Here is a 23507-nt window from a genome sequence, read left to right as displayed (position 1 = left end):
CCGATAATTTCAGGTGCGCTTTGACATAGTCGCTTTTGAGGGATTAATCACTATGTTGAACAGAATTACGGTCAAGCTGCCCGTAGACGGCCTGCTTTTCTGGAAACTCACCGGGCGCGAGGCGCTGTCTGAGGCGTTTGCCTTCTCCCTGACGGTGCTGGGCACCGACGCGCGTATCGACCGCAGCCAGCTGCTCGGCCAGCCGGTGACGGTGAATGTGCCGACGCAGGGGATTGCCGGCGGCATGCGCCACTTCAACGGCAAAATCACCCGCGTGGCGGTGAGCGCCACGGAGATGTCCGGGACGCGGTATGCGGTCTACCGGCTGACGGTGGAGCCGGACGTGTGGCCGATGAAGCGCGACCGCAACCTGCGCATCTTCCAGGAGCAGACGGTGCCGCAGATTGTGAAGACCCTGCTTGGCGAATACCAGGTGAACCTCGAGGACCGCCTGACGGGCAGCTACCGGAGCTGGGGCTACTGCGTGCAGTACCAGGAGAGCAGTTTTGACTTCATCAGCCGTCTGATGGAGCTTGAGGGCATTGCCTACCACTTCAGTCACGAAGCCGACCGGCATGTGATGGTGCTGACGGACGCCGCCACGGAACACCAGCCCTTCAGCGGGTACGAAACCATTCCCTACCACCCGACGCCGTCCGGCGGCAGCACCAGCGAAGAGGGCATCAGCCAGTGGGCGCTGGAGGACAGCGTGACGCCGGGTATCTACAGCCTTGATGACTACGACTTCCGCAAACCAAACGCCTGGCTGTTCCAGGCCCGGCAGAACCCGGCCTCGCCGCAGCCGGGGAGCATTGACGTCTATGACTGGCCGGGGCGCTTTGTCGAGCACGGTCACGGTGAATACTATGCCCGCATCCGCCAGGAGCGCTGGCAGGTGGAGCACCAGCAGATTCAGGCCACCGCCACGGCAACGGGTATCGCACCCGGTCACACCTTCGCACTTTATAACGCGCCGTTCTTCAGCGATAACGGCGAGTACCTGACCACCGAGGCAAACTACTTCCTCGAGGAGAACCGCTATGCCAGCGGGTCAGACGGCGAGACGGTGCACCGTACCGACTTCACCGTCATTCCCTCGTCGGTGGTGTTCCGCCCGGCGCCGGTGACGGCGTGGCCGAAAACCCACGGCCCGCAGACGGCGAAGGTGGTCGGCCCGCAGGGCGAGAGCATCTGGACAGATAAATATGGCCGGATAAAGGTGAAGTTCCACTGGGACCGGCAGGCGAAAGGGGATGACACCAGCTCCTGCTGGGTGCGCGTGTCGAGCGCGTGGGCAGGCCAGGGCTTCGGCGGAGTGCAAATCCCGCGCGTGGGTGATGAGGTGGTGATTGACTTCATTAACGGCGACCCGGACCGTCCGATTGTGACAGGGCGCGTCTACAACGAAGCGAGCATGCCGCCATGGTCACTGCCCGCTGCCGCAACACAGATGGGTTTCCTTAGCCGCTCAAAAGATGGCTCGGTAGATAACGCCAACGCCCTGCGCTTTGAAGATAAGGCGGGGGAGGAGCAGGTGTGGATTCAGGCTGAGCGTAATCTGGATGTACATGTAAAAAACGATGCTTCCCATTCCATTGGCAGTAATCACAGTCATTATGTGCGCAAAAACGCGCTTCATCGCGTTGAAGCCAACCAGACCCATGTCGTAAAGGGGCAAACAGAAAACCTCACCGGAAAAGGCAAGCTTGATGCTGCGGTTGAGCAATTTATTATCGCCTCTGGTACGCAGCTTCGGCTGGTCTCCGGTGACAGTGCGATTGAGTTGAACGCTAACGGCAAAATCAATCTGATCGGTAAATCGTTTAACTTTTTTGTTGAAGAGGATGGGCATATAACCACCGGCGGTAAATTGCATCTCAACACTGAAGGAACACCTGCGCCAACCGCAGCACCGGGATCGGGTCATAAAGGCGATATTCACACAGCCGTAGAGCGATTTTTCTCTCCGCAAAGTGGGGTAAAACATGCCGCACCAGCGGCAACCGCTACTGCGTCTCCTCCAGCTCAAAAACCGGTCGCGAAATATAAAGCACCGCCGCCGCTGAAAGGGGATTATGTTTACAGTAATGAAAAAAGCAAGAAACTCTTTATGCCTTTTAGCGATGGTGTGATAGAGAAAATAAACAGCTCACCTAAAATGCAACAAGATTTGAAAAAATTGCTGGATGATGAGTGGAATATAGCACCAAACGTGCCAGGTTCAGGCTCCTGGACAGATACTGATAACAAACTTATGGTTCTGGATCCAGAACATATGGCGAATGACGATGAGGGTGTTATTACCCTTGCCCACGAATTGGGGCACGCCACTAGCCCTTATACTCAAGATTTAACATCTCGAACCAATTTTGTGAATAGCATGCTCAATGATGAAGGTTATGCCACGTTGAATGAAATTGAGGTTAGGCGAGAAATTTATCACAATATGGGAGTAGATATAGGCTCAGTCTCTGGATCACAAAACGAGATTAAGTATATTAAAATATTTAAAGATATGGATAGCGGTAAGATTACACGTAACGCAGCAAGCAAAGCAATCGGTGAAATATATAGACGGGGAGAAGTTGCTTCCAGTTCGCTTACAGACGAGGTTTATGAGGAACATTATGGCAAGATGTATGATGCTAAAAAGTCGAAACCGTAACCTGGCGAGACTTTTACTTATTAGTACTTCCCTGTCTTTTTCAGCGTGTTTATGGGCAGAAGAAAAAAATATGAATACAGAATCTTTATGGTCACTTGCCTCAGAGCTTAGAAATAGTATCGGTATGAACGCAAACGTTGTTGAAAAAATAACCGGCCAGCCGCTTTCTCGTGTTGATCCAGATAATGATATTCGCTTGACAATACCACCATTTAAGCTTGATGACGGTATTCAGATTAATAATTTTATTGTTCGGTTGCATGTAAATTACCCTCACAGTATTAACATCATAAATTTTGATATTGACCAACCCTGTATTTTGGTTTCGCAGGTTGAATCGATTTACCCTCAAATTACCTTATCAAGTGTGCCAAGAAGCAGTGCAACAAATGAGAAATTCAACTGGCTTACTCCAAAGGATGATAAGGGGAATCGCATAATTTTTGGGTTTTCTCAATCTACGCCTTCATGTCTTAAAAGCCTGGGCTTCAGACATTATGATAATTAGATTCTAGTACCTATTTTATTCAGGATGAATTATGGAATATCTACTACAGGAAGGTTCCTTCTCTCTTTTACCTGCCAGTTGGTAAGATACTAGCATGACTGAGCTTCGCGATAATGGTAGTGGCCTTTCGATCATTGTCAGCCGGGGAACCATCCCCCACAGGTTTACAATTCGTGGTTTTGATAGGTTACCTCCGGCAGCTAAAAGCGCTGAAGTGGAATTACCTAAGGCTGATGAAGCTGTTAAATACTTAGGGGAGGTCTTAGATAAGAATGGCCCTCTTTATGATCTTAAAACACAACGCTGTGTAACCCATGTTTGTGATGTTTTAAGGCACGGTGGGATAGATGTTCCAAATGAACCTGGGGCGCAAATAAAGTATATTCTGAGGCTTTTAAAATAAGGACTAAAAATGTTTCTATTATGTCCTATTCACAATGTTGCCCGAAATGTGACAGTTTCATTCGCTATAAATGAGGCCTTGAAACAAAGCAGAAAACTGCCGGACATAGTCAAGGTAGTAATTATTAAGCCGGATGAGGGGATGAAGAAAGAGTATATTTTTGTTGATCGGGAATTGCTGGTAAGTCACGGCTTAAATAAAGTTGATGGCATTGTTTTCTATGGCAGGGATAAGGCAAACAAAAAGATGAATGATAGAATTACTATAAATAAAATCTCTCATCATCTCTGTAGCGTCTGTCCGGAATGCTTAAAGGAAAATCTTGGTTTAGAGGTGAATACTTAATAATTACCATCAAGAACTTTTAACTTTCGAAAAAAATGTTCTGCAAAAATACACAGATGATTTCCCGGGGGCTGTTTGTAAATGAATTTTATGATTGATATAAAGTTAAAAACTTTCGCATATTCAGAAGTGAAAACCACATTGCTTATTCGCTCCTTACTTGTTCTCGCCACCATCTGCATTTCGACTCCTCTTTATGCAGATGAAAATCTCATCAAACTAAAAGCGTTGAATGACTTTGCAGACCAACTGAAAGAGAGCATCGGTCAGGATGTGAATACCGTTGAGCCAATTGTGGGGCATCCGCTTTTTCATCTGAATCCGGCCAATGAATACTGGCTGACAACCAAACCTTTCACGCTGAATAGCGGGGTTACCCTCTCTAATCTCGCTGTGCGATTGGATCATAACCATCCACCGAAGGTTTTTATCATTCACTATGACGTGAGTGATGGATGTATTTTATTGTCAGACGTTAGAAAGATTTATCCGCAGCTAAAACTATTTAGCGCGCCACATGGGCACTCGGTTAATGAAACTTTTGCCTGGATCACCCCTTTAGATAAAAACGGTAATGCGACAGCTTTCGCCTTTCCTTATGCCAAACCGGCCTGTCTTAAGAGCATGACGGTGCGAAATTTTGCCGATGACGTATAACTTCAGTGCGCTTTGTAACACTTAACCGTCGACATTCAATCGCTTTTTATAGATTCATTCACCACCGGTGATGTATTTTGATGCGTGCAATTAAAACATCATAAGAATCAACTTAGGTTGTCAGGGAAAGAGTATGTCATATCACCGTCGCGCCTTTGGCAAAGTGCCATATTACGCTGCTTTATTAACCTGCCTGTTATTTACACTCCCTCATGCTTCAGCGGCGCTTCAGCTTAACCAGTACGATAAGTTAGACACGGTTGAAGGCATTACTGCCGACAAAGCCGTCGTTGCACAGCTTAAAAAGCTGCTGGGGAATGAATACGACACTTTCATTTCTAATTTCGATGTTTATGGCGAGCCGCACCATACTGCGGAGGGTGGCCTGTTTGTTTCTGGCTGGTTGCAACATCTTGCTCAGGAGAACGCCTCGGCGTTCGTTATCTATCCTGATGGCCGTTTGTCGGCAGCATGGGTTTTGCCTGACGATAGTGTTGTGAACTACCGGACTAATCATCCCAATGACGGCATCGACAAGGATATTCAACAGTGGGCAAGCCAGCTCGAGGGAAAAACGCTCCCGGATATGGCGCCTCAGGCTACAAGTTTCTCCGGCACATGGCAGGGCAAGGACAATGATGCCTCAACGCTAAGCCTGAAGCTCACGCAGACGGGCAGCAAGGTCACTGGGACTTACTGTTACATCACGCAGGGAGGGAATCGCATTGATTGCGCTGATGATGATAAACCTAACGTTCTGGGCTCGGTGAAGAATAACGTTGCGACAATCAGTTTCGATTCAAACTTTGGTGCCGTGAATGGTCAGGCGATATTGAAGCTTGAGGGGAATACGCTTCGCTGGGCTATGACGAAAACGCCAGTGAATGGCGAATATTATGCGCCTGAACACTTCAATCTGAGCAAAGAGGATGTCCCGGAGGGAGCGACAACCCGTTTATTACAAACCGCAAAGTTTACCCTCTTTGTGCGCAACAATTGCGGTGCGTTCTTAAAACCGTGCAATGACATGCTCTATAACGGGGTGCGCAATAGCGATAACACTACAATCAGCCTGAAGGGAAAAACGGTGCAGGATGGTGCAAACAGGGTTATCGCCGCCGAATTCCATAATGGCAACATAACCTATCGCGTCGATTATCAGCCGCCGGGCTTAGTGGTTATGCAGGGCGCAAAGGTGCTGGTTAAACAACCAGCTAAATGGCTGAACTAATGACCCAACGGAATAAAATAATGATCGGACGTTTATCCCTTGCAGCTCTGCTGCTGAGTTTCGCCACGTTGGCCGGGGCGCAGCAGGGCCTTGAAGAGCCTGATTTTACGGTAACGCTGAATCAGCAGCCCGTTTCACTGGGCCAGCCATGGAGCGATAAACTTCAGGCATCGCTGGGTAAGAGCAGCGACGACAGCTTTGTCGGTGAAGTTCCTTTTGGCGACGGTAACTACAAATTTTATCGTCACGCATTTAAAGATTTTGATCTCTACAGCGCAAACCTGTGGTGGGACAGCCAGAACCGTGATTTTGATAGTTATATCGTCGCTCAGATAACTCTGCGAGGAGCCGCCTCGCATACGGCGCGCGGTATTGCACCTGGCAGCAGCGAGGATAAAGTCACAGAGCTTTATGGGTCGGGTGAAAAAGAGAGTAGCGACGGGGCTGAGTGGATTGGCTACCAGCGCGATAACAAGCGGATCTCATTCGAGATCGTTAAAGGCAGGGTGAACTCCATCAATATCAATTACGTTGACGATCGGCAATAATGCCGCCCGAGATAAAAGCCCCCGACAGGTTTTCCTGCCGGGGGCTTTTTCGTTATTGCTGCTTACAGCCCGTGCACTGCTTGTTCTGGATCTGCTGGAAGAAGTCATTCCCTTTATCATCCACCAGAATAAACGCCGGGAAGTTCTCCACTTCTATCTTCCAGATCGCCTCCATGCCCAGTTCCGGGTACGCAACACACTCCAGGCTCTTAATGCTCTGCTGAGCCAGTACGGCAGCCGGGCCGCCAATACTTCCCAGATAGAAACCGCCATGTCTGGCACAGGCATCGGTGACCTGCTGGCTGCGATTGCCTTTTGCCAGCATGATCATGCTCGCACCATGCGATTGCAGCAGGTCTACGTAGGAGTCCATACGCCCTGCGGTGGTTGGGCCAAGAGAACCCGAAGCATAACCTTCTGGCGTTTTTGCCGGGCCAGCGTAGTAGATCGGGTGATCTTTCACGTACTGCGGCAGCTCTTCGCCATTATCAATCAGCTCTTTCAGCTTCGCGTGGGCAATATCGCGCGCCACAATAATCGTGCCGTTGAGCGAAACGCGGGTTGATACCGGGAAGGCAGAAAGCTGGGCGAGGATCGCTTTCATTGGCTGGTTGAGATCGATTTTCGCCACATCGCCTTCACCCTGCTGGCGCAGCTCTTCCGGGATATACTGCGCCGGATTCGACTCCATTTTCTCAATCCAGATCCCGTCGCGGTTGATCTTCGCTTTGATATTACGGTCGGCGGAGCAGGAGACGCCCATACCAATAGGGCAGGAGGCACCGTGTCGCGGCAGGCGGATCACGCGGATATCATGCGCAAAGTACTTCCCGCCAAACTGCGCGCCAAGTCCGAGGTTTTGCGCCTCTTCCATCAATGCCTGTTCCAGTTCAACGTCACGAAATGCCTGACCGTGCTCATTTCCTTCGGTCGGCAGGCCATCGTAGTAGCGGGTCGACGCTAGTTTCACGGTTTTCAGCGTTGATTCAGCGGAGGTTCCACCAATCACAAAGGCGATATGGTAGGGCGGGCAGGCCGCGGTGCCCAGCGTGCGCATCTTCTCCACCAGATAGTTTTTCAGCTTCGCCGGGGTGATCAGCGCCTTGGTCTCCTGATAGAGGTAGGTCTTGTTAGCCGAACCACCGCCCTTGGCGATGCACAAGAATTTATACTCGTCGCCGTCAACGCTATAGAGATCGATCTGCGCGGGCAGGTTAGTGCCGGTATTAACCTCTTTGTACATATCCAGCGGCGCATTCTGCGAATAGCGCAGGTTATCTTCGGTATAGGTGTTATAAACCCCACGCGCCAGCGCGGCTTCATCGCCGCCGCCGGTCCAGACGCGCTGACCTTTTTTACCCATGATGATCGCCGTACCGGTATCCTGGCAGGTAGGCAGCACGCCTTTGGCGGCGATTTCGGAGTTACGCAGGAACTGCAGGGCGACATACTTGTCGTTCTCACTTGCCTGCGGGTCGGTCAGAATGGCGGCAACCTGTTTCTGATGGGAGGGGCGCAGCATAAACGCGGCATCGTGGAAGGCCTGCTGTGCCAGCAGCGTTAACGCCTGCGGCTCGACTTTCAGTACCTGCTCACCTTCAAACTCTGCGACAGAGACATGTTCGCGGCTCAGCAGATAGTATTCCGTCTCATCTTTTGCCAGCGGGAACGGATCCTGATAAACAAACGGTTTGTTCGACATAGCTCATTACTCCACAAAAATAAAACCGCCGGGAAAACCCGACGGTTATGAATCAGAACATCATGGTAATCCACGGATAGCCAATCAACAGCAGAGCGGCGAGGAAGATGGCACCGAAGATGGTACCGAGACGCCAGTAATCTTTAGTCGGCAGGTAGCCGCTGCCGTAGTAAATCGGGCTTGGTCCAGTGCCGTATGGGGTGATGATACCCATGACACCCAGCGAGGTGCAGAGCACCAGCACAACGACTTCCATATTGATGCCAGGAATGGTCGCTGCGATGGTCAGCATCGCCGGCAGCAGCGCGGTGGTGTGTGCCGTGGTGCTGGCGAAGAGATAGTGCAGCAGATAGAACGCCAGCAGCAGAGCGATGGTTGCCATGCCCGGAGAGATGCCGCTCATCAGCAGTCCGCCCTCTTTGCCCAGCCAGGCAATAAAGCCCGTGGATGAGAGGCCATCAGCCAGCGCGACCAGCGTGGCGAACCAGACAAAGGTGTTCCATGCCGGTTTATTGCTGGTGATATCGTTCCAGCTCAGAACACCGGTCCACAGCATCAGCACCACAACCAGCAGGGCAGCGAGTGCCGGTTCAATAAAGTCGGCGGCAAAAATCCACATCAGCAGCGCACAGCAGACAAAGACCAGCAGCAGAATTTCATTACGGGACATTCTGCCCAGCTTCTCCAGCTCGCGACTCGCCCACAGCGGGACCTCATCGTTCACTTTCACTTCAGGCGGGTAGAACCAGTACGCCAGCAGCGGCATAGTCAGAATCAACAGCAGGCCCAGCGGCAGGAAGGCGATGAACCAGGTGCCCCAGGAGATATTAATCCCAACAATGCTTTTCACCAGCGCCAGCGCCAGCAGGTTAGGCGCAAGAGCGGAAAGGAACATAGAGCTGGTGATACAGGCAGCGGTGATCGCCACCCACATCAGATAAGAACCAATGCGGCGCGCGCTCGGATCGTTCGGTTTTGAACCATACAGAGGCGGTAGATTGGCAATAATCGGATAGATAGTCCCGCCACTACGCGCGGTGTTTGATGGGGTAAACGGGGCCAGCAGCAGATCGGCGAAGGTGATGGCATAGCCGAGCGTCAGGCTGCGGCGACCCAGGTATTTGACGAGGATCAGCGCCAGGCGACGACCAAACTGGGTCTTATCGTAACCGGCAGCAAACATAAATGCGCCGAAGATAAGCCAGACGGTGGAGTTGCCGAAACCGCTGACCGCCCATTTAAAGGACTGGCCCGCCAGCTTGAATTTCGGGTCTGCCAGCTGTTCCGGACTGAACAGCAGCCACTGACCGCAGAGCGCGATTACCACCACGCCGGTCATGCCGATCACGGCACCCGGCAGCGGCTCGAAGATCAGGCCGACAATCACGCCAACAAAGATTGCAAAATAGTGCCATGCGTAAGGCGGTAAGCCTTCCGGCACCGGAACGAACAGTAACAGTATGGCCACGATAATGGGTAGTGCCATCATCACCAGGCGGTTTTTATTACCGGCCTTTGCGCGCTCTGCAGTAGCAGAAGCTGGGGTTGGAGTTTTCTCTTTCATAGTGAGCATCTACAAGTAGTTAAGAATTCGGAGCGATCGCGGAGTAGAGTGTGATTTATTTAGTTTCGAAAGCTATTTTAGTTATTAAAATCATCTTCTCTTATTCCGCTGATCTTTATTTATCGCAAAATTGGTTGGCAATAAATAACAAAATAAGTCTGTTTCTATATTGCCCCTGGCGATGGGATTTCTATTGATTAAGATCAATAAAACGAAAAGAGATGTGCTTTTTTTAATATCTGGAATACCCACTATTAATAATGTGGTTAATTTCCAGAAAAGCGAAGAGATGTTAAATATTTGTATTGAAAATCAAGGCTTCCACGCTATGTTTGTCTATTAAGTGATTGATAATAATATATTTTTGGTGATGGTGTCTCGTCGTGCAAGATCTCGTAAGGTAATGATTATGTTACCGGTAATTATAAAAATGTGAACGCAATATTTAAAAATGATAATACAGTGGAGGTAGGTCTGTTATTGCAGGGGTTAAATAGTTTTATAACTAACGTAATTAATTTGGTAAATAAAATTCACGGTATATTAATTACACGACACCAGGATTAATAACCAGAACGAAAATAGATCCGTCACCGAATTCAAGATTTATCAATTTTAGATGTGGAGTTTATTATGACCAGCAACGAACGTATTCTCAGCCCGTTTACATTGCCAAACGGCGTAGAACTGAAAAACCGTTTGTTAATGGCACCAATGACCACCTGCACAGGTTATTTTGACGGTACCGTTACTAGCGAATTAGTGGAGTATTACCGCGCACGTTCAGGGGCTATTGGCACCATTATTGTGGAGTGTTGCTTTGTCGACGATCTCGGTCTTGCTTTTCCAGGGGCGATTGGGATTGATAGCGATGAAAAAATCGCCGGGCTGGCAAAAATTGCCGCCGCCATTCGGGAGAAAGGTTCAAAAGCCATTCTGCAGATTTACCACGGCGGGCGCATGGTTGAGCCGAAATTAATCGGCGGACGCACACCGATTGCGCCAAGCGCGATTGCCGCGCCGCGCGAAGGTGCCGCAACGCCGGTAGCGATGAGCGCTGCGGAAGTTGAAAGCATGATCGCCAAATTTGGCGAAGCGGTACGTCGCGCCATCCTGGCAGGCTTCGACGGCGTAGAGATTCATGGCGCTAACACTTATCTCATTCAGCAATTCTTCTCTCCCCACTCCAACCAGCGTGACGATGAGTGGGGCGGCAGCCGAGAAAACCGTGCCAGGTTCCCGCTGGCCGTGCTGGATATTGCTCACAAGATGGCACGGCAGTATGCAGATGATGCGTTTATCATTGGCTACCGCTTCTCACCGGAAGAGCTGGAAGTCCCCGGCATCCGTTTTGATGACACAATGTTCCTGCTGGAGAAGCTGGCCGCTCGCGGTCTCGACTATCTGCACTTCTCCGTGGGTGCAGCGCTGCGCTCCTCCATTAATGACACGACCGATCCGACGCCGCTGATCGATAAATATTGCGCGTTGCGCTCAGAAACGCTGGCGCAGATCCCGGTAATGGGCGTTGGCGGCATCGTCAACGCGGCAGATGCAGAAGAGGGGCTGGATCACGGTTACGATCTGATGGCGGTAGGCCGCGCCTGCATCGCCTACCCGGACTGGGCTTCACGCATTGCCAACGGTGAAACCCTTGAGCTCTTTATGGACAGCACCCAGCGTGAAGCCCTGAACATCCCCGAGCCGCTTTGGCGTTTCTCGCTGGTAGAAGCGATGATCCGTGATATGAGCATGGGCGCGGCGAAGTTCAAACCTGGCGTTTTTGCTGAAACCGTGCAGGACGACAGCAACACGCTGGTGTTCAATATCAGTCTTGAAACGGACTGTATTGCGGATATTACGTTGGCAGAAGGCCCGCTTGATGACGTCGAGTTTACCAGCAGCTTTGAAGAGATCCGCAGCCGTATCATCGATGCCAACTCTCCGCACGTGGACGCCATCTCCGGCGCAACCAGTCAGAGCGAGGCGGTGAAAAAAGCGGTGTCGAAAGCGATGGTCAAATCGAGCAAAGCGCGGATCGCGGAAGAGGGCGGTGATGCCAGCGCGCCGAAAAATTACGATGTAGTTGTTATCGGTAGCGGCGGTGCCGGCCTGGCTGCGGCAATTCAGGCGCACGATGAAGGTGCCAGCGTACTGATCGTCGAAAAAATGCCGACTATCGGCGGTAATACCATCAAAGCCTCGGCAGGGATGAACGCGGCGGAAACCCGCTTCCAGCGTGTAAAAGGCATTCAGGACAGTAAAGAGCTGTTCTACGCTGAAACCCTGAAAGGGGGCGGCGAGAAGAACGATCCTGCGCTGCTGCGCCGCTTTGTGGAACATGCGCCGGAAGCGATTGAGTGGCTGGCGCGTCGCGGCATTATGCTTAACGACATCACCACCACCGGCGGTATGAGCATTGACCGTACGCACCGTCCACGCGACGGATCGGCGGTTGGTGGCTACCTGATCAGCGGCCTGCTGCGCAACGTTACCAAACGCAATATCGACGTCATGCTGGATACCTCCGTCGAAGAGATCCTCTTTGACGCGGGCGAAGTGCGTGGTGTACGCCTGCTGACCGAGGAGCAGGAGACATTGAATGTCGATGCGAAGAGCGTGATTGTTGCCACCGGTGGCTTCAGCGCCAACAGTGCGATGGTCGTGAAATATCGCCCCGATCTGGACGGCTTCGTCACCACCAACCATAAGGGCGCGACCGGTAGCGGGATTTCGCTGCTGGAACGCCTTGGCGCGGCCACCGTGGATATGGGCGAAATCCAGATCCACCCGACGGTTGAGCAAAACACCTCCTATCTGATTTCAGAATCGATTCGCGGCGGCGGCGCAATCCTGGTCAATCAGCAGGGCAACCGCTTCTTCAACGAGATGTCGACCCGCGATAAAGTCTCTGCGGCCATCATCGCGCTGCCGGAGCACTATGCTTACATTGTCTTTGATGAGCACGTTCGCGCGAAAAACAAAGCGGCTGATGAGTACATCGCCCGTGGTTTTGTTACCAGCGCCAGCTCACCACGTGAACTCGCGGATAAGCTGGGCATGGATTATCATGCCTTCCTCGCCACGCTGGAACGCTATAACGGCTTTGTTGAAAAACAGCATGATGATGATTTCGGGCGCACCACCGCACTGCGCGCACCGATTAACGAAGGCCCATTCCACGCCATCCAGATAGCGCCAGGTGTGCATCACACCATGGGCGGTGTGACCATCAACACCGACACCCAGGTGCTTAACAGCGAGCAGCAGGTTATTCCGGGGGCTTTCGCGGCGGGTGAAGTTGTCGGTGGCCTGCACGGTGGCAACCGCATCGGCGGCAACGCCGTGGCAGATATTATCGTCTTCGGTTCGCTGGCAGGACATCAGGCTGCGCTGCGCGCAAAACGGTAATACATTAACGTAAACTGACTGCGCCTTATCAGGCCTCTCAACCTCCCTGGCCTGATAAGCGTAGCGCCACCAGTATGCAACAGAAGGAGTATGCAATGTCCGCTAACCCGAGCTGGCGCTACTCAGCCGTGCTGATGGGCTCGCCCATCCTTCTCACGCTCTTTGTCCATGATGAGGCGCTTGCCTCCCGCGTATTTGCCCTGATTAAGCGCTACGAAGATCTCTTCACCGTTAACCGCACCCACTCTGAAGTGATGGCAATCAATCACGCCGCAGGACGGCATCCGGTTGCCGTCAGCCGCCCGGTTTTTGAGCTTATCAAATGTGCCAAAGCCGCCAGCATGATGCCGGGCAGCGCCTTTAATCTGGCCATTGGCCCACTGGTGAAACTGTGGCGAATCGGGTTTAAAGGCGACCGGGTGCCGGAGGCGGAGGCGATCGCCGCGCGGCTACGCATCACGCGCGTGCAGGACGTGGTTCTTGATGATGCCGCTGGCAGCGTTTTTCTTGCGCAGGCCGGGATGGAGATCGATCTCGGCGCGATTGCCAAAGGGTTTATTGCCGACAGGGTGCGCGACTATCTGCACCAGCAGGGGGTGACCGAGGGGTTAATCAATCTTGGCGGCAACGTGCAGACGCTGGGAACGCCGCAGGGGCGGTGGTCGGTCGGCGTGAAAAAGCCGTTCGCACAGGCGGATGCGCTGATTGGGAAGCTTGAGGTTGCCAACCAGTCGGTAGTCACCTCCGGCACCTATGAGCGCTATTTCGAGCAGGATGGGCGACGTTGGCACCATATCCTCGATCCGCGCAGCGGCTACCCGCTGGAAAATGAACTCGACAGCGTGAGCATCATCTCCAGCGACTCACTCGACGGCGATATCTGGACCACGCTTATCTTCGGCCTCGGCGTCGAGAAAGGGTGTCAGCTTCTGAAGCAGCGCGAGGATATTGAAGCGCTTTTCGTCACTAAAAAACGCGAAGTGATCCTCTCCTCGCAGCGCCAGTTCCGCTACACCCACGCTGACGACAGCTACCGGTTTATTGACTGTACTGTTTGAGCAGGCTGTACTGCTCCGCAATAAGCTGGTAGCGATAAACCGGCCGACCGGTCGCTCCATAGTGGATAGTGGTATAGAGAATATTAATCTGCGCCAGCCAGATCAGGTATTTACGGCAGGAGACGCGGGAGATATTGACCGCATTCGCCAGTTCATCCGTTGAAAACTCAATTCCCGGATGGGCATCGATCCACTGGCAAATGGTGCGCAGGGTCTGGGCAGTGAGCCCCTTCGGCAGCTTGCGGGTGTCTGCAACTTCCGGCGCGCCGCCGTGCAGCAGGCGATCAACGTCCGACTGCTCATAGTAGGGGTGCGCATCCATCAGCTTGCGCTTCTCGCGCCAGCCAGTGAGCGCCTCTTCAAAACGCGGGAACTGGAACGGCTTAATCAGATAGTCAACCACACCGTAGTGCAGTGACGTCTGAATGGTGGCAGCATCGGCGGAAGAGGTGATCATAATCACGTCGATTGCGCGCCCGCTGGCACGAATAATCGGCAGCAGATCGAGACCGCTGTCCTGCTGCATATAGACATCCAGCAGCACCAGATCGATCTCAAGCAGCGGATTGTTCACCATCTCCTTGGCCTGACGCAGCGTTGACGCCGTGCCGCAGCACTGAAAACCGGCTATCTGCGCCACGTACATGCGGTTCAGCTCGGCAACCATGGCATCATCGTCAACAATTAATACATTTATCACGCGCTCTTCCTTTCACTATCCCACGGGAGATGGACAAAAAATTGGGTAAACACACCGGGTTCAGATTCCACGCTCAGGGTACCGCCAAGTTCAGCCAGCTGCTGGCTGGCGAGGAAAAGCCCGACGCCGCGGTTTTCACCCTTGGTAGAGAAGCCTTTGCGAAAGATAGCGTCGATATTGCCCGGCGCAATACCAGGCCCGTCATCGCTCACTTCACCTGCCAGCCAGCCATCCTGGTAATGCAGGAATAGCCCGACTTCACCCTCCTGCTGGCCGCTCATCGCATCCAGCGCATTTTCAATCAAATTACCAAGCACGGTAACCAGCACCGTCACCTGTTTCTCATTCGGGTTATCCGGCACGTGGCTCTCATCGGCCAGCGTCAGGGTAAAACCGCACTCCTTGGCGCGGTTAATTTTACCGAGCAGAAAACCGGCCACTACCGGCGACTTGATCTGATGCTGGATCGCGCCGATATCACTCTGGTAGTTCTGCGCCGTTTGCAGCACATACTCCTGCAGCTTGTCATAGCGCTTCATATTTAACAGACCGAGGATGACATGCAACTTGTTCATGAATTCGTGCGAGGTGGTTCGCAAGGCATCGACATAATTGACCATCCCATCGAGCCGCTGCATCAACTGGCTCACCTCGGTCTTATCGCGGAAAGTACAAATCGCGCCGATAATACTCTCCTGGCTACGTACCGGTACGGTGTTACTGAGCAGGAGGCGACCATTGCACCCCAGCTCGCGATCGAAAATAGGCGTGCCGGTCTGCAACACGCTCAGCAGATCGGCCAGCAGAGGTTGATGCGTGCCGGAGCCCTGCGCCGTACTGCTGAGTAACATCCGCCGCCCGGCATGGTTCAGCAGCGTCACGCGCCCGTCGGCATCGACCGCCATCACCCCCTCTTTAAGGGACTGCAACATCGCCTGGCGCTGTTTAAACTGGGCTGAAATCTCGTACGGCTCCAGCCCAAGCAGAATGCGCTTTAACACCCGCACCACCTGCCAGACGCCAACAAAACCCACCAGTGCGCTGAATATTAAGATCCACATCGCCGCCTGGCGGCTACGGCTGACCTGCTCATCGACCTCGCTTAACGAAATGCCGACTACCACTACACCGATCTGCTGGTGGCGCTCATCATAAACCGGGGTAAACACGCGCAGCGCCGGAGCCAGTACGCCGCGGTTAACCGCGGCATTCTCGTGGCCCTTTAACGCAGGCTGCAGATCCTCGCCAATAAAGTTCTGCCCGATCATGCTGGCATTCGGGTGCGCATAGCGAATGCCCTGCATATTAGTCACCACCGCATAGAGCAGATCGTTTCGCGCCGCCACCGCCTGCGCAAGAGGCTGAATAACATTGCTATTAGGCGGCAGTAACAGCCCGCGCCTGATTTCCGGGGCATTGGCAAGGGTACGCGCCACCGCGAAGCCGGTTGCTTTCACGCCGTCGCGCGTGGCGTTGCTGATTTGCCAGAACCAGAGGGCGCAGGCCAGCAGCAGCACGGAACCCGTCACGCTGCACACCATCAGCGTCACCATGGTGCCGAACTTCATTGGCCGTTTACGCGAGGAGGCCGCCGCAGGCGCTATTTGAGTCATGCCGAACCCGAATCATTTATCTGAGAAAAGTTATTATCGCTGATGGGCGGCAATTCATAAAGCTACGTTATAAATGAAGAAAAAGAGTCGCGCCGGGAAGCGTGACCCCACTCGCAAGCGAGAAGCGGAAATACCCTTATAGTGTGTGCGGAACCTTTAACAAGGAGCAGGGTATGAGCAGTAAGCCAAACGGTTCAATGGAGGCGCGTCGTAATAGCCGCACGGGCGATATCGACCGCCTCGCCACGCTGGATATGCTGACGCTTATCCATCAGGAGAGTGAAGAGGTCACGCAGGCGGTTAGCGCCTGCCTGCCGGCGATCGCCCGGCTGGTTGATAACGCCAGCGCGACGCTTAACCAGGGCGGAAGAGTGGTGCTTGCCGGGGCGGGTGCGTCGGGGCGGGCGGCAGTACATACCGTCGAGGCGTTCGCGCCGGATAGCCAGCACGGGCTGCTGGCGTTAATGGCCGGTGGCGCACGGGCGGGGAAAAGAGAGCAGGATCGCGCCGCGAGCGACTACGCCTGCGGCGGTAACGATCTCAGGGCGCTGGGGCTAACGGCGCGCGACATGCTGGTGGTGCTGTCGTTAAGCGGCAAAACACCGTGGGCAAACGGTGCGCTGCAGCAGGCAAGGGCGCTTGGGGCATGCGTGGCGTTGATCACCCGTGCACAGGCGTGCGAAGCGGCGCAGCACGACGACATTGTCATAGCGCCCGATACCGGGGCCGAAGCGGTAAGCGGTTTTAGCGAGCCAAAAGCGCAGCTGGCGCAGCAGCAGATCCTCAGCATGTTTTCTACCGGGCTGGCCATTCGTTGCGGGCGGGTTTACGGCAATCTGCGCGTCGATATAGCGCCGGTGAATCTGCACTGGGCCGAGCGACAAATCGCCGTAGTCATGGCGGCAAGCAACTGCGCACGTGAAGAGGCGAAACGTGCGCTGGTGCAGGCGAATAATGAGTGTCGCACTGCCATTTTAATGCTGCTGACCGGGGTGAATGCTTCGCGGGCGCAGGTTTTGCTGGTTGAGAACCATCGCCATTTGCGTCTGGCGATCGCCGGGGCAAAAAGTGAAAGGGTAGAGGCCTGATAATGGCTATTCGGCCGCTGCGCGCGGCCGTTATTTATTTTCCATTTAATTGAAATGCACTAAATTTTATTTCTCCCCTTAAGATAAATTCCCGCCAAAATAAGTCCACACAGAGTGCGCCACTACTTTTTTTAATTAAAAAAAGCAAAGAGCAAATAAAAACAAAATTATTCTATTTTGTGAATGATATTTTAAATTAACGTAAAAATACGTTAATATGCGTCACCACGAATCACTTGTTGTTACCTAACCGAATAATTATGCCTGCAATGAAAAAAACAATTATTGCCTTCAGCGCCGTCGCGATGCTCGTCAGCTCTGCGACCAGCGCATGGGCGGAAGAGAACCAAAAAACCGACTTCCTGCTGATTGGCGGCGGTATCATGAGCGCCTCTCTGGGCACCTGGCTGCAGACCCTGCAACCTGAGTGGAAACAGGTGATGGTCGAGAAGCTCGACGGCGTTGCGCTTGAGTCCTCCAACGGCTGGAATAATGCCGGTACCGGTCACTCGGCAAATATGGAACTGAACTACACGCCACAGCGTGAAGACGGCTCCATTGATGTCACCAAGGCGCTGGAAATTAATGAACAATTTATGATTTCCCGCCAGTTTTGGTCTACCCAGGTGAAGCGCGGTATTTTAACCAACCCGCACTCTTTTATTAATTCCACGCCGCACATGAGTTTTGTCTGGGGTGATAATGTGGATTATCTGGCGAAGCGTTATGCCGCATTGCAGCAAACCACGTTATTCCAGGGAATGAAATTCTCCACCGATCATCAGCAAATTAAGCAGTGGGCACCGCTGGTGATGGAAGGGCGCGATCCGCAGCAAAAAGTGGCTGCGACCTGGACGCCGGTCGGTACCGATGTGAACTATGGCGAAATCACCCGCCAGCTGATCGGTAGCCTGAAAAAGAGCAAAAACTTCTCGCTGCAAACCTCGTCTGAAGTCACCGATTTCAAACGTAATGCCGATAACTCCTGGCATGTGACCATCAAAGATGTGAAAAGCGGCGATGAGCACACCATTGATGCGAAATATGTCTTTATCGGTGCCGGCGGCGGCGCGCTGAAGCTGCTGCAAAAAACCGGTATTCCGGAAGCGGACAACTATGCGGGCTTCCCGGTAGGCGGCTCCTTCCTGATGACCGAAAACCCGGCGGTGACCAACATTCACCGTCAGAAAGTGTATGGTCAGGCTTCCGTGGGCGCACCGCCGATGTCGGTTCCGCATATCGATGCGCGCGTCATTGACGGTAAACGTGTGGTGCTGTTCGGGCCATTCGCGACCTTCTCGACTAAATTCCTGAAAAACGGCTCCTTCTTTGATCTGCTGAGCACCACCACCACCAGCAACTTTATGCCGATGACCCACGTGGGTCTGGATAACTTTGACCTGGTGAAATACCTGATGGGTCAGGTGATGCTGAGCGACGACGACCGTTTTGAAGCGCTGAAAGAGTACTATCCGCAGGCGCGTAAAGAGGACTGGAAACTGATCCAGGCCGGTCAGCGCGTACAGATCATCAAGAAAGATGAAGATAAAGGCGGCGTGCTGAAGCTGGGCACCGAAGTGGTGGTCGATCAGCCGAAAACCCTCTCTGCGCTGTTAGGCGCATCGCCGGGTGCCTCTACCGCTGCGCCAATTGCCCTGAACGTCATCAAGAAGATGTTCCCGGAGCAGTTCAACTCGCCGGAGTGGCAGAGCAAGATCAAAGAGGTTGTGCCGAGCTTTGGTCAGCATCTGAACGGCAACGTCGCCCTGACGCAGCAGGTGTGGGATGACACCGCCGCCGCGCTGGAGCTGACCAAGCCGCCGGTTATCGACATGAAAGACGCGCAGGCGGCGACGCCAGCCGCGCCGAAGAGCGAAAACGCGCCACAGCATGATATGGCGCTGTAAATAAGAGAGGCGCACCGCGGTGCGCCTTTTTTTATGCCCTAAAGATGACGGGCAAACCACGCGGTTTGCACCTTACTGACACGCTCAAACGCCTCTCCGCTGTAAATATCGTAATGGCGCGCACCGGCCTCTTCGTGCAGCGCTTTCTCCGTTGCTGCCACCGCTTCAAACAGCGCCCGGCCTTGTGCTGGCGGGTTGACACTATCTTCCGCCGCAATCACCACCAGCGTCGGACAGGTCACCTTTGCTGCCCACTCAGCGGGGTGATAATTCACCGTTTCGCGAACGGTCAAAAAAGGAATTTTGATATCCATCTGCGGGAAGCGGACGCGGTTCTCCTCAAAGAATGCTTTCGATTCGGCATCGGAAAGCACGCGGGTGATCGCCACCATCATCTCTTTGCCGGTCGCCTGCTGTTTCTGCGCCATCTTATCCAGCGTGTCGATAAAAGCGCGCTTTTCGCCTTCATTCATATGGCCGGTGACGATCGCTTCACCGTCGGCAAAGGCCAGCTGGCTGACCACGCATTTTATACGCGCATCCTGCGCGGCAGCAGCGAATACATGACAGCCGCCAAATGAGGTGCCCCACAATCCGATGCGCCCGGTATCCAGCGCGGGCTGCTCGGCGACCCACGCCACAACCGAAAGAATATCCTCAATCTGCATAGCCGGGACCAGGCGTCCACGCTCCCCTTCGCTGTCGCCAAAGCCGCGATAATCGAAGGTTACGGTAGCAAAACCGGCCGCGGTGAAGGCTTCGGCGAAAGCCGGCAGCAGAATCGGCTGGATGCCGCAAAAGCCGTGACACAATACGACGGTGGGGTGGGGGCCTGCCGCAGCAGGCGTGCGCAGGGTAAGAGCGATGCCATTGGCGAGCGAATAAGTTGAAGTATCCATATAACCTATGATTTCCTTTTTATCATTTGTCTGAATAATCAAACGCTTAACGGTGAATGGCTATCTTACTCGCCCGCGTCTGTTATCGCCAGATATCAATCAACAGATAATCCGCTGTGCCATGCCAGCCTATTTTTTAATGACGAAGCCGCAATGATAAAGCGTTAAATCATTTCGTAGGCCCTGTGCGCAGAGTGCGTTGAGAATAATCGCAACAACAGGAAAAGTGTCTCTGTTTACTTCCCGCGTCTCGCTTTATATATTTCACGCAGTTTTAAATCATCACTATGACCCGGTTAACAGAATCACGCTATTTCAAAAAAGGCGGGATTATTGCCGCCCTGCGTGAGTGTCAGCCCTATTTCGGAGAGAAAAGAGTGACCCCAAAAATTAAAACGGCGCTTTGCGTTGCCGCCGCGCTTTTGTCCTTTAGCAGCATAAATATTGCTTCAGCCAGTGACCGCATGGTCAGGATCGTCAACGGCACACCCGCGCAACCCGGCGAATTTCCTGAGTTTATCACCATCAACGCTAATAATACGCTCGCCGGACACCGTTGCGGAGGTGTACTGGTTAATTCCCGTTGGGTATTAACCGCCGCCCACTGCGCCACGATGTTTGATTTAACCGAAGCCAATATTTTAATTGGCGCGGAAAGTTACCAGCCGCTGAAAATAAAAGAGAGTGTGCCGGTTGAGAAAGTTGTTGTGCACCCCTCATATGATGAGTGGACAATGGAGGGGACGGCTAAATATGATATCGCCTTAATTAAACTGGCTCGCGAAACCACCAGCACCGATTTTGCGCTACTGACCGGAAATAATGCTGGCGATGAGCCTCCCGCGGCGCTGACGGATATTCCGCTTACCGGTGTCGGTTTTGGCGTGAATGAAAATGGCCTGCAACCCAATGTGCTCTATAAAGGGCACTTAAGCGTGCTGCCAGATAGCCAGTGTATCGATGTCCCGCAGTTCTATCCGCCGACTTATTTCGAGCCGCAGATGCATATCTGTGCTGGTTACGCCACCGCCGGGGGCGATTCGGGCGGCCCGCTGTTTGCTGATTACAACGGCAGCCGTTACGTTGTCGGTATTGTCTCGCGGGATCTGATTCTGCCAGCGCAGCAGTTCACTCGCGTCAGTTATTATGCGGACTGGATCAACGCCACCGTTGCCGGGTAATTTTGGTAATGAAGCCAGGCTGCCGCTTAGCGGCCTGGCTGCTCCTTCTCCAGCCGCCGGTAGAGCGTGCTGCGCGAAATGCCCAACTTCTTCGCCGCGAGGCTCATATTGCCCTGCGCATCGGCAATCGCCTGCCGGGCATCGATCTGCCCTGCGGCTTCTGTTTTAACGGCGGTGACCGGTTCGCCCGGAAGATCGCTAAGCGTAATGCGATCGCCATCTTCCGCCAGCGCCATCAGCACGCGCAGCTGGCTCAACAACTGGCGCACGTTACCTGGCCACGGTCGCTGTGCCAGTGCGTTGAGCACCTCATCGCTTAATGTCAGCCCGCGGCGGGCAGCGCCCAGCTCATGCCACAGTTTTTCAATAAAGCCCGTCAGGTGCGGCCACGCGCGCAGCGGCGGGATCGGCAGGTGAAACTCCTGAATGCGATAGAGCAGATCCTCGCGGAAGCTCCCGGCCTGCACCCGCGCGGCGAGATCCTGGTGGGTGGCGCAAATCAGCGTGAAGTTAACCTCCACACTGCTGTTGGCCCCGAGCGGCGTCACGCGCTTCTCCTGTAGCACCCGCAACAAGCGGGTTTGCAGGGCCAGCGGCATATCGCCAATCTCATCAAGGAACAGCACGCCGCCATCGGCTTCGCGACATTTACCGATATAGCCCTTCGGGTTTGCGCCGGTAAACGCGCCGGGCACATAGCCGAAGAGTTCAGACTCAATCAGCGGCTCGGGCAGCGCCGCGCAGTTGATGGCGACAAATTTCCCCTCATGCCACTGGCTGCGCTGAAAAAGTTCCCGCGCCAGATGCTCTTTGCCGCAGCCCGTTTCACCGGTAATGCACAGGGCGATCCCGGCGTTGACGATGCGCAGCGCTTTCTCCTTCTCGCGCGCCATGTGATCCGGCTGATACACCGTGCGTGGTGCGCTGTAGCGTCGGGTAGGCAGCGTCTGGCGGGCATAATAGTGCCGCGCGTGGCTCGATTCGAGGGCGCAATCACCGGCTTTTGCACTGAATCCCGGAAAGAGGGCGCCAATATCCATCGCGCCAAAGTGGTTCGCGGTGAGGGAAAACTCCTCCATCGCCAGCCGGTTTGCGCCGAGCAGTGTATTGTCTTCAAAAATAAGCAGCAGCTCCTGGGCGCTGCCGAGCACCGCCCGGTCGTGATGCAGGCTTAATAACCAGCGATTTGCGCCGAGCGCGCTGCTGGCCCAGCTATGTTCAATCTGGCACACCGCGCGGCGGATCAACGCCGAAGCATCGCGGCGCGGGGTTTGCGCCGGGGTGGAGAGATCCAATACCCCGGCAATCTGCCCATCGGGGCGGAACACCGGCGCGGCGGAGCAGAACAGCCCGGCGTTACGGCTAAGAAAGTGTTCGCCGCCGGAAACTTCGCACGGCCGTTGTAATGCCAGCGCCGTGCCGATGGCATTGGTGCCGCGCGCGTGTTCGCCCCACAAATGGCCCGGCGAGAGGGCAAAGCGCTGCGCTTTATGCAGAAAGTCGCTATTACCGTAAGTCTCCAGCACCAGGCCGGTGGCATCGGACAACACCAGAATCGATGGATGGCTGGAGAGTTGCGGACGCAGGCGCGCCAGCAGCGGGGCGACCAGGTGGTTCACCCAGCCATTCTCCGCGCGGGCGTCATTGAGCAGAGAGGAGGCCACCCAGGGCTGCACGTCATCATCCCGGGTTAATCCATAACGTGAACTGCGCTGCCAGGAATCTTCCAGTTGATGCGGCAGGCTGACCTCGTGCGAGGCGGGGGACAACGATCGGGCGCGTGATGGCATGTTACTCTCCGATAATTGAAATGTTGCAATTGTGTATCACATGAGTGTCGCGTATGTAGCGACGTGCAACACACTTCCCGTAATCGCCATCACACTTTTTTGTTACCGCACTTTACATTTCCGCAATGAAAATTTTATTAATTGTTGATTTTTATAATTTTTTTAGCTTTTTGTTGACAGTGTATAAGCGGTTGGCATAACAACTGCTTATATGCTTTTGTCCACCACGATGTGAGA

The 23507-nt window shown here is 53.7% G+C and carries 18 protein-coding genes; 12 read left to right on the top strand and 6 right to left on the bottom strand.

Translation table 11 applies throughout. The features are described from left to right. Nucleotides 1-52: 52 nt before the first annotated feature. The 7 genes from ACWPW2_RS11030 (at nt 53) to ACWPW2_RS11000 (ending at nt 6357) form a co-directional block, all read left to right on the top strand. Nucleotides 53-2665: a type VI secretion system Vgr family protein gene (locus ACWPW2_RS11030; RefSeq protein WP_454123004.1), complete on the top strand. Its 2613-nt coding sequence runs from the start codon at nt 53-55 to the stop codon at nt 2663-2665. Continuing rightward, complete coding sequence (locus ACWPW2_RS11025; RefSeq protein ID WP_454123002.1) at nt 2628-3173, top strand: hypothetical protein; 546 nt, start codon at nt 2628-2630, stop codon at nt 3171-3173. The genes ACWPW2_RS11030 and ACWPW2_RS11025 overlap by 38 nt, the downstream gene beginning before the upstream one ends. 94 nt (nt 3174-3267) lie before the next feature. Continuing rightward, on the top strand, nt 3268-3576 hold the full coding sequence (locus ACWPW2_RS11020) for a hypothetical protein (protein WP_454123000.1): 309 nt from the start codon (nt 3268-3270) through the stop codon (nt 3574-3576). A gap of 9 nt (nt 3577-3585) precedes the next feature. After that, entirely contained in the window at nt 3586-3921 is a 336-nt protein-coding gene (locus ACWPW2_RS11015; protein ID WP_454122998.1) for a hypothetical protein, read from the top strand. Between the two features lie 90 nt (nt 3922-4011). Next, the gene (locus tag ACWPW2_RS11010) at nt 4012-4578 is read left to right on the top strand and encodes a hypothetical protein (RefSeq protein WP_454122996.1); all 567 of its coding nucleotides are present in this window, start codon (nt 4012-4014) and stop codon (nt 4576-4578) included. 133 nt (nt 4579-4711) lie between these two features. Beyond that, nucleotides 4712-5809, top strand: a complete 1098-nt coding sequence (locus tag ACWPW2_RS11005; protein ID WP_454122994.1) for a hypothetical protein — start codon at nt 4712-4714, stop codon at nt 5807-5809. A 20-nt stretch (nt 5810-5829) separates the two neighbouring features. Next, the gene (locus ACWPW2_RS11000; RefSeq protein ID WP_454122992.1) at nt 5830-6357 is read left to right on the top strand and encodes a hypothetical protein; all 528 of its coding nucleotides are present in this window, start codon (nt 5830-5832) and stop codon (nt 6355-6357) included. A gap of 52 nt (nt 6358-6409) precedes the next feature. Here ACWPW2_RS11000 and fumA read toward each other — a convergent pair whose 3' ends face one another. After that, nucleotides 6410-8059 carry a class I fumarate hydratase FumA gene (gene fumA, locus ACWPW2_RS10995; protein WP_454122990.1) on the bottom strand — a complete coding sequence of 550 codons (1650 nt, stop codon included), beginning with the start codon at nt 8057-8059 and terminating at the stop codon, nt 6410-6412. Nucleotides 8060-8111: 52 nt separating this feature from the next. Continuing rightward, entirely contained in the window at nt 8112-9623 is a 1512-nt protein-coding gene (locus ACWPW2_RS10990; RefSeq protein ID WP_023478308.1) for an anion permease, read from the bottom strand. Between the two features lie 633 nt (nt 9624-10256). On the opposite strand from ACWPW2_RS10990, the gene ACWPW2_RS10985 reads away from it, so the two are divergent. Next, nucleotides 10257-13034 carry a flavocytochrome c gene (locus tag ACWPW2_RS10985; protein ID WP_454122988.1) on the top strand — a complete coding sequence of 926 codons (2778 nt, stop codon included), beginning with the start codon at nt 10257-10259 and terminating at the stop codon, nt 13032-13034. A 95-nt stretch (nt 13035-13129) separates the two neighbouring features. Further along, a complete protein-coding gene (locus ACWPW2_RS10980; protein ID WP_454122986.1) occupies nt 13130-14092 on the top strand; it encodes an FAD:protein FMN transferase in 963 nt (320 codons plus the stop codon). Here ACWPW2_RS10980 and dcuR read toward each other — a convergent pair. After that, entirely contained in the window at nt 14073-14792 is a 720-nt protein-coding gene (gene dcuR, locus ACWPW2_RS10975; RefSeq protein ID WP_454122984.1) for a two-component system response regulator DcuR, read from the bottom strand. The genes ACWPW2_RS10980 and dcuR overlap by 20 nt on opposite strands. After that, nucleotides 14789-16405, bottom strand: a complete 1617-nt coding sequence (locus ACWPW2_RS10970; RefSeq protein WP_454122982.1) for a sensor histidine kinase — start codon at nt 16403-16405, stop codon at nt 14789-14791. The genes dcuR and ACWPW2_RS10970 overlap by 4 nt, the downstream gene beginning before the upstream one ends. Nucleotides 16406-16578: 173 nt before the next feature. Here ACWPW2_RS10970 and ACWPW2_RS10965 point away from each other — a divergent pair, with 173 nt between their 5' ends. Both ACWPW2_RS10965 and mqo read left to right on the top strand, forming a co-directional pair. Continuing rightward, on the top strand, nt 16579-17493 hold the full coding sequence (locus ACWPW2_RS10965; protein ID WP_454122980.1) for an N-acetylmuramic acid 6-phosphate etherase: 915 nt from the start codon (nt 16579-16581) through the stop codon (nt 17491-17493). 260 nt (nt 17494-17753) lie between these two features. Continuing rightward, entirely contained in the window at nt 17754-19400 is a 1647-nt protein-coding gene (gene mqo / locus ACWPW2_RS10960; RefSeq protein ID WP_076769981.1) for a malate dehydrogenase (quinone), read from the top strand. Nucleotides 19401-19438: 38 nt separating this feature from the next. Here mqo and uilS read toward each other — a convergent pair whose 3' ends face one another. After that, nucleotides 19439-20299, bottom strand: coding sequence for a UilS family quorum-quenching N-acyl-homoserine lactonase (gene uilS, locus ACWPW2_RS10955; protein ID WP_034811844.1), 861 nt, complete (start codon nt 20297-20299; stop codon nt 19439-19441). Nucleotides 20300-20763: 464 nt separating this feature from the next. Here uilS and ACWPW2_RS10950 point away from each other — a divergent pair, with 464 nt between their 5' ends. Then, nucleotides 20764-21480, top strand: coding sequence for a S1 family peptidase (locus ACWPW2_RS10950; RefSeq protein ID WP_279793342.1), 717 nt, complete (start codon nt 20764-20766; stop codon nt 21478-21480). 26 nt (nt 21481-21506) lie between these two features. Here the strand turns inward: ACWPW2_RS10950 and ACWPW2_RS10945 are convergent, their stop codons facing one another. Beyond that, entirely contained in the window at nt 21507-23270 is a 1764-nt protein-coding gene (locus ACWPW2_RS10945; RefSeq protein ID WP_454122977.1) for a sigma-54-dependent Fis family transcriptional regulator, read from the bottom strand. Nucleotides 23271-23507 lie beyond the last annotated feature (237 nt).

The organism is Kosakonia sp. Marseille-Q7440 (genome assembly GCF_965119485.1).
The sequence above is the reverse complement of the archived record's forward strand: the minus strand, read 5'-3'. Positions and strand labels throughout refer to the sequence as shown.